At 48.7% G+C, this 16,661-nt stretch carries 13 protein-coding genes; 10 read left to right on the top strand and 3 right to left on the bottom strand.

Going from position 1 to position 16,661, the window contains the following annotated elements; all coding sequences use genetic code 11:
- Positions 1–1,389: hybrid sensor histidine kinase/response regulator transcription factor (locus BN93_RS18730; RefSeq protein WP_044260764.1), on the top strand; the 1,389-nt coding region annotated here is incomplete at its 5' end.
- 353 nt (positions 1,390–1,742) lie between these two features.
- Complete coding sequence (locus BN93_RS12680) at positions 1,743–1,943, top strand: hypothetical protein (protein WP_019188698.1); 201 nt, start codon at positions 1,743–1,745, stop codon at positions 1,941–1,943.
- A gap of 2,703 nt (positions 1,944–4,646) precedes the next feature.
- Here BN93_RS12680 and BN93_RS12665 read toward each other — a convergent pair.
- From BN93_RS12665 to BN93_RS12655, 3 genes are all read right to left on the bottom strand, one after another.
- Positions 4,647–5,612 (bottom strand): tetratricopeptide repeat protein, encoded by a 966-nt coding sequence (locus BN93_RS12665; RefSeq protein WP_044260825.1) that lies wholly within the window; start codon positions 5,610–5,612, stop codon positions 4,647–4,649.
- Positions 5,613–5,701: 89 nt separating this feature from the next.
- Entirely contained in the window at positions 5,702–5,884 is a 183-nt protein-coding gene (locus BN93_RS12660; RefSeq protein WP_019188694.1) for a hypothetical protein, read from the bottom strand.
- Positions 5,885–5,891: 7 nt separating this feature from the next.
- Positions 5,892–6,866, bottom strand: coding sequence for a tetratricopeptide repeat protein (locus BN93_RS12655; RefSeq protein ID WP_044260761.1), 975 nt, complete (start codon positions 6,864–6,866; stop codon positions 5,892–5,894).
- A gap of 264 nt (positions 6,867–7,130) precedes the next feature.
- On the opposite strand from BN93_RS12655, the gene BN93_RS12650 reads away from it, so the two are divergent.
- The 8 genes from BN93_RS12650 to BN93_RS18725 all read left to right on the top strand — a co-directional run.
- Positions 7,131–8,069, top strand: coding sequence for a PorP/SprF family type IX secretion system membrane protein (locus tag BN93_RS12650; protein WP_019188692.1), 939 nt, complete (start codon positions 7,131–7,133; stop codon positions 8,067–8,069).
- A 95-nt stretch (positions 8,070–8,164) separates the two neighbouring features.
- Positions 8,165–9,628 (top strand): T9SS ring complex lipoprotein PorK/GldK, encoded by a 1,464-nt coding sequence (gene porK, locus BN93_RS12645; RefSeq protein WP_044260821.1) that lies wholly within the window; start codon positions 8,165–8,167, stop codon positions 9,626–9,628.
- The gene (gene porL / locus BN93_RS12640) at positions 9,625–10,470 is read left to right on the top strand and encodes a type IX secretion system motor protein PorL/GldL (RefSeq protein WP_019188690.1); all 846 of its coding nucleotides are present in this window, start codon (positions 9,625–9,627) and stop codon (positions 10,468–10,470) included. Before porK ends, porL begins: the two co-directional genes overlap by 4 nt.
- An 11-nt stretch (positions 10,471–10,481) precedes the next feature.
- Positions 10,482–12,038 (top strand): type IX secretion system motor protein PorM/GldM, encoded by a 1,557-nt coding sequence (gene porM / locus BN93_RS12635; protein WP_019188689.1) that lies wholly within the window; start codon positions 10,482–10,484, stop codon positions 12,036–12,038.
- 103 nt (positions 12,039–12,141) lie between these two features.
- Positions 12,142–13,164 (top strand): type IX secretion system ring subunit PorN/GldN, encoded by a 1,023-nt coding sequence (gene porN / locus BN93_RS12630; protein WP_044260759.1) that lies wholly within the window; start codon positions 12,142–12,144, stop codon positions 13,162–13,164.
- A 76-nt stretch (positions 13,165–13,240) separates the two neighbouring features.
- Positions 13,241–13,867 (top strand): porin family protein, encoded by a 627-nt coding sequence (locus BN93_RS12625; RefSeq protein ID WP_019188687.1) that lies wholly within the window; start codon positions 13,241–13,243, stop codon positions 13,865–13,867.
- A 1,057-nt stretch (positions 13,868–14,924) separates the two neighbouring features.
- The gene (locus BN93_RS12620; RefSeq protein ID WP_232211183.1) at positions 14,925–15,461 is read left to right on the top strand and encodes a CPBP family intramembrane glutamic endopeptidase; all 537 of its coding nucleotides are present in this window, start codon (positions 14,925–14,927) and stop codon (positions 15,459–15,461) included.
- A gap of 180 nt (positions 15,462–15,641) precedes the next feature.
- Positions 15,642–16,661, top strand: a 1,020-nt coding sequence (locus tag BN93_RS18725; RefSeq protein WP_044260757.1) for a FeoB small GTPase domain-containing protein, incomplete at its 3' end; no start/stop codon positions are given.

Below are 16,661 nucleotides of genomic sequence, written 5' to 3'. Positions count from 1 at the left end.
CTGCTGACACTCATCAATCAGTTGCTCGACATATCCAAGATGAAGTCGGCCGTGGGCGAACCTGCGTGGCGAAACGGCAACATCGTGGCGCAAATTGCCATGAACATTGAGAGCTACCGCGAATATGCACGCATGCGCGAAGTGAACTTTACGGCCGAACTTTGCGGCGAAGTGCAGATGGATTTCGTGCCCGACTATGTGAATAAGCTGATGAACAACCTGCTGTCTAACGCCTTTAAGTACACGCCGCCGCAAGGAACGGTGAGCGTTAAGGTGCGCACAGACGGACAAAGACTGCTGATGGACGTGAGCGATACAGGCAAAGGAATACCAGCCGAGAGCCTTCCGCACATCTTCGAGGCCTTCTACCAAGCCGAAAACGACGGCGCAAAGATTGGAACGGGCGTGGGATTGGCCTTGGTAAAGCAGATTGTAGACGCGATAGACGGCACCATCAGCGTTGAAAGCACCGTGGGGCAAGGCTGCGTTTTCCACGTGAGCCTACCCATCAGACAAACAAAATCGGCAACAGAGCCTGCCCAACCGCAGAGGGCCGACATGCGGAAACCCCTGCTGCCAACCGAAGGAGACGACCCCACCGACACCGAAATGGCCAACGACGACGTGCTACGCGTGCTGGTTATCGACGACAATGTGGACGTGGCCGCATTCATCGGCTCGCAGCTGTCGGACAAATACGCCATCATTTACGCACACAACGGACAAGACGGACTGAACAAAGCCGAACAAATGGTGCCCGACGTGATTGTTACCGACTTGATGATGCCGGGCGTAGACGGACTGGAAGTGTGCCGAAGGATTAGGGCTAACGAGGTAACAAGCCACATTCCCATCATCGTTGTTACGGCGAAAATAACCGAAACCGACCGCGTAAAGGGACTGGAAGCGGGCGCAGACGCCTATCTTGCCAAGCCTTTTAATCGCGACGAGCTGCGCATGCGCGTTGAAAAACTGCTTGAACAACGCCGATTGCTACGGGAAAAGTACGCCAAACTGGAAGAAACAGACAAGGAAGACGAGCAACCCCAAAGCGAAGCCGACCGCAAATTCATCAACAAAGTTACCGATACGGTGTACATGTTGCTTAATGCCGGCGGCGAAATAGACGTGACGGCAGTGGCCGAAAAGATGGGCATGACGTACAGCCAGTTCTATCGTAAGCTATCGGCACTTACGGGATGCACGCCTATGGGCTACATCCTGCGCATCAAGATACGCAAGGCACGGCTGCTGATAGACAAAAATCCCAGCATGCCTTTCCGCGATGTGGCCGAGCGTTGCGGCTTCAGCGACTACTCCAACTTTGTTCGCGCATTTAAAAACCTATGCGGCATAACGCCCACGCAATACGTTAGGCAAAAGGAATAACACCTAGCAAGCTGCTTTTTATCAATCAAATCTCCATCGTCGGGCTAATTCGGCTTGTTAAACAAGCTTGATTAGTCCGACATTTTCTTTTAAAACACCCCCCAAAAAGCAGTTTTTCGGCACAGCAGACAGGTGTTTTCATTGGCTAATTCTTATATTTTAACAACCTCTAAATATTGTAAACCTGTCACCAAAAAACGCCCATTTCATCGGTATCTGTCAGTGCCAAATTGCTAAATATTACAAGTTGGGGTTGTTTGATGGTGCACAAAAAAAACACTTATTTGCATGATTTTACTAGTAATGGTTGGCAAAAAACAGCCTAACTTTGCCATCGAATAAAACGAACAATTATGAAGGGTGCTCGAGACACGCCACTACCGAGACGTCAAAGCAACAACAGACGACAATGTGACGAACGGGTGGAACTTCTCGAAGTCATTAAAGAGATGGTGGAAGCAGAGGTAGACAAACGTTTGAGAGCACTTCTTGATGGTTTCAAAAAGAAAAAAGAAACGGGAGACGAGCCTAGCGGGACCGCTCCTAACAAATAAAGAAACGGCCTGACAGACGAACATCGAACAGGCTGGCATCTTGAGAATGAGAAATGTTGAACTGTAAATGTGACTCGCAAAACCTGGTGACACATGGGTCATTATGGGCAGAGTAACAAGAGACTTAACGGCAAAACGTTGTGAAACGATAAGGTTGATAAACTGGATTTGACTTTAAAGACGCAACAGGGTAAACGTTGTGAGACGTAAATCCCTTAGATAGGGAAAGTTCGCATCATAAGATGGGAGGGTCGCCAACGTGGTGGATTTGAATAGTATGTTTAGTTTTGTTTTTCTACCGGCGGCCTTCCTTTCCCTATTGAAACACAGTTGGCGGAGAGATGGGCGCAACCTGGTTTTTTAATATTTGATTAATTGGTTATTCGATCATCAATCTCTCAATAGTGCAAACCGAAATTAAATGGATGAATAGAGAGCACTGGCACTTGTCAATCCGCCAACTTACCTGTTTTGCAAAGCGCAACGAAGAAAAGCAAACCCGGCAAAATGTAGGTACAAAACCGTAAAAACAACCTTCGACTAAAACGACGATTAACGACTTTACAGTGAAATGACGATACAAACGGCAAAGCCCTCGGGTCCAAACCGTTGAGAAGAGCAAGTTCAGGTGCGGGAAAGGTGACGTAGACACAAAAAGAAACGACATTATCTTATCGGATAATCTACAAACTAGCTAACCCAGAATACGAACCGAACCTTATCTAACCAGGTCGCCTCCGCAACCTTGTTCTTTCTTAAATGTATGCAAATCGAGAACATAAACTTAAAATACATCAAACGGACGAACGAATGAAAAGGAGACGAAAGCTATGCGGGCGAAACGCTTGTTGGGGCCATACCGAAAGCCGCCAGTAAAGAATACGCCCGAGAAAAACAGCGAAACCCACAGCATGACCATAGCAGGCATGCCCTTCGTTGCACCCCGACAATAAAGGAGAGAGACTATATATACAAACATCAAGCCTAACAGCAAAGCCCAAAGGGCAACCGCCAGGCAACTGGAAAGCAAAGGCGCGGCGAGTGCGCCTGCAAAAAAGAAAAGAGAAAGAGAGTGGCAGTGACCCATAATAAAATGTTTTTTTTCATACTTGTATGGCGCAAGGCGCGAGCCTAGTCCACACATCGAACCAACAATTTGGTGTTTAGGATAACAAGGACGCAAATAAACATAGTTGTGGCTAAAAGGTTTTCTAGATTATAGAAGTTAGCTTTAGTCAAGGTATAAAGTTAAATTGTTGGTTGGAGCCGGGTTTCCAGTGATGGAAGTTCGGCTCCTTTTTTGTGTGTGACATGCACCTCAATAGCAGCAACAGCTCGCCGGTTATGCACAAAACGCAACGTCTTTTTGATACTTTTTGGGCTAACACCGCTGCAATAAGCCTATGACTTTGGGCAAACTCGTTTTCTTGTCAGCTTGTTAACTTGTAATCTCGCCCACTCGTTAACGCTTTAAGGCAGGTTCTAAAAACTACCTTTGCTATATTAATAGAACTCGCCTTGAAAGCATCTTCCCAGTGAGACATAATGAGGAAAAAGTGAAGACATCTTCCTTATGTTCCTTATGTCCTTATGTCAAAATGGATGTATTTATGCCCAAACACGATAAGACGAACGATTTACTCGTTCACTTGTCCACTTGCCAACCCACTAGCCGCTGTAAACTTTTCGGTAAGAAATTTAACACTAAAAGTAGCCTTTTTATCCACCAATCGCCAACCTTGCCGCAAAAATTCGATTCTCGCGAAGGTTTGTTTAGGTGCAAAAGTGGGATGGTTATAAATGCAAGTGAAATGAATACACATTGCATAAAACCGCAATTTGTTCCAGTTTTTGGGCTGTTTTCAGCAAAATCAGGTGTAATTTGCCGCTAAATGCACTGCGTTTTGGTGCAAAACGCAAGGTAAAATGCCGCAAAACGCACTGCGTTTTGGTGCTAAATGCAAGGTAAAATGGTGCTAAATGCAGTGCAAAATGAGGCTAAACGCAAGACGAAACGCATAAAAATTCACTGCCACAGCATAGACAAAACCTCTTAGAACCATGAAAGACATGGCCCAAAAGGGCAAAATGGCCATCAAAAAGTGGGTTTTTAGGCACTAAAAGGGCATATTTGGACGTAAAAAATAATGGGCTGGCAACCAAACTAGAAAGGCTAAATGGTGCAAAATGCAGGTTGTTTTCTCAAAAACAGACAAGACGAAAGACTTGAAAGGCCAAAAACAGTAGTCATTTACCTACTTTTTAACCAATTTTCTCGCTAGAACGGAGCTAAAAATAGAACGATATTGTAAAATAAAAATATCGGATTTAAGATTTTGAGTTGATGGGGTTGTGCGTTGATGAGGTTGTGAGTTGAAGAGTTGATGAGTTCGTAAGTTGAGGAGTTTTTGAGTATGTGAGTTGATGAGTTTGTCAACTTGTGAACTTGTGAACTCGTCAACAGGTTAACTGGTTAACTCGACAACTCCTCAACTCCTCAACGTGTCAACTCCTCAACGTGTTAACTGGTTAACTCGTCAACTTGTCAACTGGTTAACTCGTCAACTTGTGAACCTGGTCAACTCGTCAACTTGTTAGTTAGAAACCAGCGAATTGAATTACCCTACACTTGCTATGCGAGAGGAGCGTTTATCCTGTGTCGGCATCACAAAGACAACAGACTCCTCTCAATTTACAGAAAGTTTAGAAGTCAACACAACTTCGTTTAATATCGTCAATATACCGCAGCGTATGCCGCATAATTTTCTTTGCCCAGCGCATTCCCTCGCCATGTTCCGAGTAAGCGATGTAGTCTAGGCCTAGCGCAACAAGGCCTTCGAACTGCGCCAAAGCATCTTCATTTCGGCCACAATACATCAATGCCACAGCATAATTATATTTAACCAACGGGTCGTTGGGCTCTTGTGCAAAGGCGTTTGTGGCATATTTAAGGCAATCGGCCTTGTTCCCAACCTTCTTGCTGTATTCAGACAGTCGCACATGGAAATAATATTCCTTGGGATAACGCTTGCAAACACCTTTAAGATAACGCACCAGCTTATCCCATTGCTTGGCATCTTCCAGTGTTTCCATCCTCCATTCTATTCGATGGGCCTGTGCACTGGTGGCGTAACCTTCATCCGAATAATCCACACCCGAATTGAGATAGCTGTATTTCAGTTCTTTATAAAACAGCGTAGCCTCCTTCTTTGTGAAGTCGCTTTCTACACCCTTGCCCCGGTGTTTCAGGTGTTCTTCCATCAGGGCGAGCGCCTCTTTGTCCCTGTTAAGTTCGCCCAGAGAAAGGGCTCTGTAATATCGGGCATCGTTAATCACCGACTTTGCCCAACCCTTTCCAAAGCCTTTCTCCGCAACTTCCGCTTCCCCCATACTGATGAGTTCCTCCCATTCGGCAGCAGCCTCTTCGAATTTGTGCAACGAGCCAAGAACGCGGGCGCGGGTAAAAAGCGTTAGCGGATTGGTGGGAGAAATGCTTTTGGCCTTGTCGGCATAGCTCAATGCCTCCTCGTCTTTATTGAGGTTCCAAAGCGCATTTGCCAGTTGGGCGAGGAAATAGACGTTCTCGGGTTCCTGTTCCAGCTTTTTTCGCATCAGGTTTTCTACGGCTTTAAACCGTTTCTGCTCTATTAGTTGATATAATTTGTCCATATCCATATTGTTTAGTTAGGGTTTTTAGTTATTTATGTTTCTGCTTTCGCACAACAGGCGGGACTTTCGCCACCGCCTGTCGTATGCGGTTAAGGGCTGGTAGACGGGCTTTTGGAGTGCATGGTACGTTCTTGCTCGAAACCATTGGCGATGTCGGCCCAATCGTCTAACATGCTCCGCAGTTGCGTGTTCTCGGGATGAGCTTTCACTTGCTCTGCCAAAAACGCCCTTGCCCTTTCCATTCCGTCGCGCAGGTATATGCCTTCATACATCTTGCGTTTAATGCTTTTCTGCTGTTTCTTCCTTTTGTTTGATTTCCTCGATATACCGCTGCGAGTGCCGCATAATTTTCTTTGCCCAGCGCATTCCTTCGCCATGTTCCGAGTAAGCGATGTAGTCTAGGCCTAGTGCAACAAGGCCTTTGAACTGCACCAAGGCATCTTCGTTTCGGCCACAATACTTCAACGCCACGGCGTATGTGTACTTCACAAGTGGGTCGTTAGTTTCTTGTGCAAAGGCCTCTTCGGCATATTTAAGGCAATCGGCCTTGTTTTTTGCCTTGATGCAGTATTCAGACACCAAGGTTTTATAGTAATACTCCCTGTGATACCGCTTGCAAACACCTTTAAGATAACGCACCAGCTTATCCCATTGCTTGGCATCTTCCAGTTCGTTTAGCCTTTTAAAGACCTGCTTGTCTTGCTTGTTTGTGGAGAAACCCTCGGCTGTTTCGCTTACGTAAGGCCTGAAATCGCTGTATTTCAATCCTTTATAAAATAGTGTTGCCTCTTGCTTGGTGAAGTCGCTCGCGAGGCCTTTCGCCCTGTTCTTAAGGTGCTCTTCCATCAAAGGAAAAGCCTCTTTATCCCGAAAAAGCTTATGCAAACAGAGGGCATTGTAGTATCTAGCATCGTTGATAATGCTTTTTGCCCAATTCTTTCCATACCCTTTCTGTTCCACTTCCTGTTCACTCATGTTGAGAATTTGTTCCCATTCAGTTATGGATTGTTCGAATTTTTTCATTGACCAAAGGATCTTGGCGCGAATAGAAAGTGTAAGCGGTGCTGTTGGATCAACCGCTTTGGCCCTGTCTGCATAACGTAATGCTTCCTCGCCTTTGTCCCTGTACCAGGAAACAAGTGCCAGCTGACTAAGCACATAGTCATCAGTCGGGTCATCATTCAAGCATTCCAACAGCAAGCGTTCTGCTGCGGCATACTTCCTTTTGTCCATTAAAGTTAAGTATTCAGCCATATCCGTAGTGTTTAGTTAGCATTGTTAATACATTCTTTTTTTGAGCTTTTAGCTTCTTGATTGGCCGTTGTTTGTGGTCGATTGGCGAGCAACAATCTCCTTGTATGCCCACAGATGCAAATTTAGTGTTTTATTTTGTAAAAACATATTGCAGGCGTGAAGAATTTGGTGTTTAAATTGTTCGCAATGCCCAAACAATCTTTTGCTTAGCTATTTTTCATCTCGGGCACACAATATATCTGCCCATCACGCGTTATACACTACGTGTTGAAACGTTTAACCATCATTACGCTGTGGCTGGTTCTGGGCTTTTCGGAGGCCAGTGCCCAATACGATGCGACCTTTTCGCATTACTTCGACCTCGAACCCACGTTCAATCCTGCCGCCGTGGGCAAGCAGCCGAAGCTTAACATAACGGGGGCTTACGCCATGAGTATGGCGGGTTTTGAGAACAATCCGCGAACAATGGCGCTCGCGGCAGACATGCCTTTCGTCTTCGCAGGCATGAACCACGGCGCAGGCGTGCAGCTGATGAACGACCAAATAGGCGTTTTCAAACACCAACGCATTGCCCTACAATATGCCTATAAGCTGAAACTGGGCAGTGCGACATTGGGATTGGGACTGCAAGGGGCGTTGCTGTTGGAGAACATAGACGGCACACGACTCGATCCTGCCGACGCAAACGACCACGCCTTGCCCACAAGCGAGGAGACGGGAAACGCTGTTGACCTGGGCGTTGGCCTCTATTACATGGCCCGAACATGGTATGTGGGACTATCGGCACAACACCTTAATTCGCCAACCGTTGAACTAGGCGAACGCCACGAGCTGCACGTCGCCCCCACATATTATCTAACGAGCGGATGCAATATTTCGTTACGCAATCCGTTTGTTAAGATAAAGCCCTCGGCTTTGGTGCGAACAGACGGCACCGGCTATCGTGCCGACGTCTCCACACGCGTGGAATACACCAACGAGAAACGCTTGTTGTACGCAGGTGTGAGCTATGCGCCCACCATTTCGGTAACGGGCATGGTTGGCGGTCGCTTTCACGGCATCGTGTTGGGGTATAGTTACGAGATGTACACCTCGGCCATCAAGCCCGGAAACGGCAGTCACGAACTGTTCGTGGGCTACGAGCAGGAACTGAATTTCGTTAAAAAAGGAAAGAATAAACATAAAAGCGTAAGACTATTGTAGGGCGCACCCCAACGCAAAGGCCTTGGACAACGGGCGGTTTGCCGCTAGATGGCATACTGGGGAGTGCGGCTCGTGTTGATTGGATAAAACAGATGATGAAGAGAAAAAGGCAAATCGTGTTGGCGCTGTGCGCCTTTGGCCTGTCGCTGATGCTTTCAGGATGTTTCGGCGGCAAAGGTATTTCCGCCTCCGGACGTGGCGGTGAAGTGGTTGGCGTGGGTTCGAGCAGGAGCTTTGCAGAACCAACGCCCTACGGAATGACCCGTGTAGGGCGTGGATACCTCAAGATGGGCATCGAGAAAGGCGACAGTCTTTGGGGCAAGAACACGCCCGTTAAAGACATTTCGGTGGATGGATTCTGGATGGATGAAACCGAAGTGACCAACTCGAAGTACAAGCAGTTTGTGAATTGGGTGCGCGACAGCATCCTGCGCACACGCTTGGCCGACCCTGCTTACGGCGGCGACGAGACCTATATGATAACCGAAGACAAGGACGGAAACGCCATTCGCCCGCAGGTTAACTGGAAAAAGCCGCTGCCACGCAAGCCTAACGAAGACGAACAGCGCGCCATTGAGAGCCTGTACGTAACCAATCCCGTTACAGGCGAGAAGTTGCTCGACTACCGACAGCTGAATTATCGCTACGAGATTTACGACTACACAACGGCCGCCTTGCGTAAAAACCGCATCCTGCCACAAGAACGCAACCTCAATACCGACCTTACCGTCGACCCGAACGAAGAGGTGATGATATCGAAAGACACGGCGTACGTGGACGACAACGGGAATATCGTGAGCGAAACCATCAACAGGCAGCTTAGTGGGCCGTGGGATTTCCTCAACACGTATATAGTAAACGTATATCCCGACACAACTTGCTGGGTGAACGACTTCACCAACTCGGACAACGAAGTGTACTTGCGCAACTATTTCAGCAATCCTGCCTACAACGACTATCCCGTAGTTGGCGTAACGTGGGAGCAAGCCAACGCCTTCTGTGCATGGCGCACCGATTATCTGCTTAAAGGCCTGGGAGCTGTGGCTCGTTTCGTGCAACGCTACCGCTTACCCACAGAGGCCGAGTGGGAATATGCAGCCCGCGGCAAAAGCGGAGCCGAGTTTCCTTGGGAAAATCCCAACGTAAAGAACGGACAAGGCTGTTTCTACGCCAACTTTAAGCCCGACCGCGGCGACTATACGCAAGACGGAAACCTCATAACAAGTCGTGTTGGTGCCTATCCAAGCAACAGCAATGGCCTGTATGACATGGCCGGAAACGTGGCCGAATGGACCAGCACCATATACACCGAGGCCGGCGTTGACGCAATGAACGACCTCAACCCACAGCTTGATTACAAGGCGGCTAAGGAAGACCCCTACCGACTGAAGAAGAAAAGCGTGAGGGGTGGGTCGTGGAAAGACCCCGAATCGTACATCCGCAGTGCATGGCGCAGCTGGGAATACCAAAACCAACCGCGCGCATACATCGGCTTTCGCTGTGTTAGAAGCCTGGCAACAACGTCCACAGGCAAACCTCAAAAGCAAAAAAGCAAATGACATCGTACAGTAAATACAACCTCGTCTATCGTCTGCAAAAGTGGATGGATAGCGTTCCCGGACAAACTTTCCTCAACTACGCATACAGTTGGGGCGCATCTATCGTTATCCTCGGCACACTTTTCAAGCTTACCCACTTGCCTGGTGCCAACCTCATGCTCTTCTTCGGCATGGGAACAGAGGTAGTGGTGTTCTTTCTTTCGGCTTTCGACCGGCCTTTCGACAAGACGGCCGACGGCATGGACTTGCCCTCGCATGTAACAAAAGAGCACTTAGAAGGCACGGAAATAAATGCCGAACAGCCCACAAAAATACGTGTGGCCGCGGTTCAACAACCGCCCGTTGTGGGTGTTCAACAGCAACAAGCAGCAGCCGTTAGGCAGTCTGCCGCCGGCGTTCAACAGCCCACAGTGGCTCTTTCGGCCAACGCATCAACGCCCACAGGCGCGGTTTCTGCGGCTCATGCCCATGCCAACGCCCAAACGTCGCCTGCTGCAAGCACCGCTCAGGGTTCGCCATTGCTGGCCGACATCGAAGTGGTAGAGGCTACAAGCCGTTATATCGACGAGCTAAACAAGCTTACCGAGACGTTGGAAAAGGTTAGTCAGCAAAGCGCACGCCTCACACGAGACAGCGAAGAGATGGAAAACCTTAACCGAACACTCACAGGTATCACCAAGGTTTACGAGATGCAGCTCAAAGGAGCAAGTCAGCAAATCGGCACAATCGACCAGATTAATGACCAAAGCCGACGCATGGCCCAACAGATTGAGCAGCTAAACGCCATCTATGCCCGCATGATTGAGGCCATGACGGTGAACATGAAGATGCAAAACCCATAACAACGCGGCAGATGGCAATAAAGAAAAGGCCCATATCTCCACGCCAAAAGATGATTAACCTGCTTTATGTGGTACTCATGGCGATGCTGGCTCTCAATGTTTCTACCGAAGTGCTCGAAGGATTTTCGGTGGTTGAGGATAGCCTAAAACGCACCATATCTGGTTCCACCAAGCAGAACGAGGCACTATACGACGTGTTCGCCAGCCAATTAAAGTCGAACCCGGAGAAAGTAAAGGCGTGGTTCGACAAAGCCGAAGGCGTAAAGCGAGCCAGCGACTCGCTGTTCAATTTCGTTGAAAAGCTTAAGGTAGCAATCGTTAGCGAGGCCGATGGAAGCGATGCCGATGTACACGATATTGTGAACAAAGAGAACCTCGAAGCAGCAAGCCATGTGATGCTAGCTCCGATTGAAGGCAAGGGACGTAAGCTTTACGAGGGCATCAACGCCTACCGAAACTACATCTTAAAGATGGTTAACGACCCCACACAACGCGAAATAATCGCCCAAAACCTCTCTACCGAGATACCCAAAGGCAAGCGTTCGATGGGCAAGAACTGGCAAGAATACATGTTCGAGAGCATGCCCGTGTCGGCCGCAGTGACCCTTTTGTCGAAGTTACAGAGCGACATACGCTATGCCGAGGGCGAAGTGTTGCACACACTAGTGGCCAACATCGACATGAAAGATATTAGGGTGAACAAGCTAGATGCGTTTGTGATACCCGAAAAGACCACGCTCTACCCCGGCGAAACGTTCTCGGCGAGCATCGTTATGGCGGCGGTAGACACCACACAGCAGCCCGACATATATATAAACGGTGCGCGTGTGAACCTTCGGGGCGGCAAATACTCGTTCGCCGCAGGCGGTGTAGGCCAACATTCGTTTGGCGGATACATCACCATGCGTAACGGTTCGGGCGAAGTTCTGCGCCGAAACTTCCTGCAAAAGTACGAGGTTGTGGCCATGCCAACAGCCGCAACGGTGGCTGCCGACTTGATGAACGTACTCTATGCGGGCTATACCAACCCCATGAGCGTTAGCGTTTCGGGCATCCCGCAGAACGCCATCAGCATGACCATGACGGGTGGTAAGCTCACCAACAAGGGCAACGGCCATTATGTGGCCGTGCCTTCGGCCGTTGGACACGACGTAACCTTCAACATAACAGCCAACGATAAGGGTAAGGTTCGTTCCTTGGGACAAGCCGTTTTCCATGTTCGTAAGCTGCCCGACCCCACTGCATACATCGCCGTTGGCACCGACCGATTTAAAGGAGGCGGCCTAAGCAAGGGCGCATTGATGGGTGCCGAGGGCATAATTGCCGCCATCGACGACGGCATTCTCGACATCCGTTTCCGCGTTTTGAGTTTCGAGACGGTGTTCTTCGACAACATGGGCAACGCTGTCCCCATGTCTTCGGCAGGCAGCCAGTTCTCCGAACGCCAGCGCGATGCCTTCCGCAAGCTGTCGCGTAGCAAGCGTTTCTACATCAGCAACGTGTCGGCCGTAGGCCCCGACGGCATAACGCGCAAGCTACCGCAGGCAATGGAGGTAATCGTAAAGTAACAATGCGAGGTGCAAAGTCAACAAAGCCGCAACCCAATAAGCCACCAAGCATAGGCTTTTCGGCCACGATTGCACCCCAACATCCAACCCAATTCAACAACAGATGATAAGATTAGCATTCATACTTTTGATGTCGTGCGCCCTGCAAGTGGCTTTCGCACAACCTGCTGCACGCCGAAACAACCAACGCAACACCGCCACAGGCAACGCCGATAACGTGAGCCTGAGGGCGCGCATATCCTTTCCTACCCAAAGCAAGATGGACGAGGACGTTGTTTGGAGGCGCGACATATACCGCGAACTGAACCTGACCGAAGATGCCAACGCAGGACTTTACTACCCCGTTGAGCCCATCGACGGCCGCATGAACCTCTTTACCTACCTCTTTAAGCTGGTGATGCGCGGACAAGTAAAGGCATACGAGTATCGGTTAGACGGCAACGAGAGCTTTGAAGACTCGGCTCGCATAAAGCCATTGGCATTGCTAGACAACTATCACATCTTCTACGAGCGGGTTGACGGACGTGTGCGCATCGACAACAGCGACATCCCTTCGCGCGAGGTTACGTCCTACTACATCAAGGAAAGCGCCTATTACGACCAGTCTACGGCCACGTTCCACACCAAGGTTCTGGCCCTTTGTCCCATCATGAAACGACAAGACGACTTCGGCGACGCCACAACCTACCCCTTGTTTTGGGTGAAGTACGACGACCTTGCACCCTTCTTGGCCAAGCAAACGGTGATGACGAGCAACCTAAACAATGCCGCAACCATGAGCTTAGCCGACTATTTCACGATGAACAAATATCGCGGCAAGATATATAAAACCAACAACATGCTGGGTCTGACGTTGGCGCAATACTGCAAAAGCGACTCGGCCATGGCACAAGAACAAAAGCGTATCGAGGCGGAGATAGCCGCTTTCGAGAAAGGCATGTGGGGTGTGAAGGCACCACAACAAGCCGACAGCCTGGCACAAACCACGAAAAACAGTCGCGGAGTGAAAGCCCCGCGCGCCAACCGCCGTGCAACAGTGGCACCCGCACCCAAGAAAGAGAAGGCTGCACGCAGCAGTCAAGGCAGCGCATCGCCACGCATGTCGGTAAGAAGAGAAAGACACTAATCCTAATATTCACGCGTATTTGGCGCGCCCAGCGCGTTGCAAGTGCGCACTTTGTTTAATTTAAAACTATTATTGTATGAAAAAGATGATGAAGATGGCTGTGCTTGCCGCAGCATTGACCTTATCAGCAAATGCCAGTGCACAAACGAAGTTAGGCTTAAAAGGTGGTATCAACACCTCTGAAGTTTCGGTAAACGACGACGTTTGGAAAACCGACAACCGCTTAGGTTTCTTTATTGGCCCAACGGTTAAGTTCACGCTGCCCATCGTTGGCCTGGGCATGGACATCTCCGCGCTATACGAAAAGCGTGAATCTAAGATGAAGAGCGAGGATGGCAAGCTCGGTTCTGTTGTCTCTCGCGAGCAGTTGGCCATTCCCATCAATGCACGCTACTCTTTCGGCTTGGGCGAAACGGCCAACATTTTCCTCTTTGCCGGTCCGCAGGTAGCATTCAACTTGGGTAAGAAAGACAAGGAAATCGTCCCCGAAGTGGCCGATTGGACACTTAAATCGTCCAATTTCAGCATCAATTTAGGTATAGGTTGCACCTTGGCCAGTCACCTACAAGCCACCATCGGCTATAACATTGCCCTGGGAAAGACGGGAGAGGTGGAGCTTTCTACCAAAGGTGTTGAAACCTCTAAGAAGAAATACGACGGCCGAAGCAACGCGTGGCAATTGGGCGTGGCCTATTTCTTCTAAGTAGAAATTCCCCTTACTGGATGCTCTCTACTGCAGAAACGTATTTGTCTAACACTTAGAGAAAGGCGGTAGAAGAACAAATAAAACTTATCAACGCTGGTTTTCGGTCATCATCATGCGGCCGAAAGCTAGTGTTTTTTTTGCAAGTTAAGATGACGTCATCGCCTTGTTAACTGGTTATCAACAAACAGAATTGAAATTTACTGCTGTCTGGTAAAAGCAATAGAAGTCATCGTGACTTTTAATCTTTCTATAAATTAAGATGAGTTTGTTCTCTCTGTGATGTCAACACAAGATACCCCCTTCTCATACATGAAGTGTAGGACAAATCAATACACTGGCTTATCAACTCCCGAATACATCAACTCACCAACCTCACAACCCCATCAACTCAAAAGTTTAAATCGTTATCTTTTATTTTACAATACTGCTCTGATTTTCGCCCCATTCTAGCGAAAATACAAGGCATAAAGTGGGTAAAAGAGGCCTTTTTCTGGTCTTTCACATCTTCCAACTTGTCAGTTTAAAAGAAAAGAGTCTGCATTTTGCACCATTTCGCCTTTCTAGTTTGGTTGCCAGCTCATAATTTTTCAAGTGCAATAACCCACTTTTAGACCTTAAAATTCCACTTTTAAACCACTATTTCACCCTTTCCAGTCATGTATTTCATGGTTCTAAGAGGTTATGTTTATACAATTGTAGCGGATATTTATGCCTTTCGTTTCGCATTTAGCACCATTTTGCACTGCATTTAGTACCATTTTGCCTTACATTTAGCATCAAAACGCACTGCATTTAGCGGCATATTGCACTTCATTTAGCTGCAAATAGCCCCAAAACGGGTGTTAGTGGCCGTCAGCTTAAATAAAAATTCATTTTGCCGGCATGTACAACCACCCCCTTTTCGCATCAAAAACAACCTTCGCGAGAATCGATTTTTTGCAGTCGTGCGGGCTGTTGGTGAAAAAAATGTTAGCTATAACGTTAAATTTTATGCCGAAAAGATTACACAAATGAAGGAATACTCTGCAATCAATACTTTTGGTTAGCCGTACTTTTGCCGCAACTCTCCATTGTGGTGGCGCAAATCCTCCCTCTTGGTGTAGGTCATGGCCTCGAACAATTCTATATCTCGGGTCAACCAACTTTCTCTTCTGCTCCTCTTTCGGCATGGTTTGTACTTTGCTTTGCGCCTGTGGCAGAAGAATTGGCATGGCACACGTATGGCACCGACGCCTTGCGCCAACGCCACACGCTCTTTACCACGTCGGCCATTTTCACCATCTACTGGGGCTTATGGCATCTACCCCTTTTCTTTATAAAGAACTATTATCAAAGCAACATACAAGCAGAGGGCTGGCAATACTCGCTCAATTTCTTTGTAAGTCTGTTTACCTTCACCTTTATCATCAACTGGCTTTACTTCAAGTCGGGGCGCAATGTAATGGTGGCCATCATCTTTCACTTGGTTGCCAATGTTTCCAACGAGATATTTGCAACCCATCCAGACAGCAAAGTGATACAAACAGGGCTGTTCTTTGTGCTACTATGGTACATCGTAAGAAAAGAAAAAGGGCTGTTCTTTAAGCCGTAGGACGGGGGAGACAAGCCAACCATAATCGCCATTGACCATCACCATTGCTAGGTATAGCAACAAAACTAGGGAGAAAAGCTGCGCGCTAATTGCCATAAAAATGGTAACTTTGCAGATGGCTACCACTAAGGCAATGTCTATAACAATAGATAACGCCAAGCCAAAACTGCAATAACGATTATGCCCAACAAACAAAATACATCTCCCTGTGACGCTTGCCCCAAGGCGGCGATGCACAGTTTGCAACGGCGCGGTGCGCAAGCGGGCGGCGAACGCTACGTTGTGGCATTGGCCGGAAACCCCAATACGGGTAAGAGTACGGTGTTTAACGCCCTTACAGGACTGAAACAACACACTGGAAACTGGCCTGGGAAAACCGTGGGAAAGGCCGAAGGCTACTTCGCTTATCAAGGCGAAGGCTACCGCATCGTTGACCTTCCAGGCACTTACTCGCTCTCGTCGACTTCGGAAGACGAGGAAATAGCACGCGACTTCATCCTCTTCGGACAGCCCGACGTTACGGTGATGGTGGCCGATGCCACCCGACTGGAACGCAACATGAACCTTATCTTGCAGGTGTTGCAGATTACCGACAAGGCCGTGCTGTGCGTTAACCTGCTGGATGAGGCCAAACGAAACAAGATAGACATCAATCTTAACGCCCTTTCGCGCCGCCTGGGCATCCCCGTTGTGGGGGCCTCGGCCCGTTCGGGGCAAGGTATCGACCTGCTTTTAGAGCGTATGCGCCAAGTGGCAGTGGGCGAATACAAGTGCACCCCCCACCGCTCTACCAACCTTCCGCCACATGCCGCACAGCATGTCAAGGAGTTGGCGCGCAAAATAGCCGAGACACACCCCGACATTTCCAACGCCGAGTGGATTGCTTTCAGGCTAATCGAGGGCGACACAAGCGTGAAAGAGCGTTTCGGAAACCCCGAACTGAACGCACTTGCCGAAAAATTGCTGCTCGAAATTGGCAGTAACTTCCACGACCTGTGGGTGGAAGACATCTACACACAAGCGGGACAGATTTGCAGCGAGGTGGTTACGCAGGGCAACCAACGCGGACGGCTGCCGCTAGACGTTAAACTCGACCGCATACTAACCCACCGCATCTGGGGGTTTCCCATCATGTTGGCCTTGCTGTGCGGCGTGTTTTGGCTCACCATCATCGGCTCCAACTATCCTTCCGACTGGCTC

Origin of the sequence: Prevotella conceptionensis 9403948 (assembly GCF_000312305.1) — a bacterium.
Lineage (GTDB): Bacteria > Bacteroidota > Bacteroidia > Bacteroidales > Bacteroidaceae > Prevotella > Prevotella conceptionensis.
This window is presented reverse-complemented; position numbering and strand designations above follow the sequence as displayed.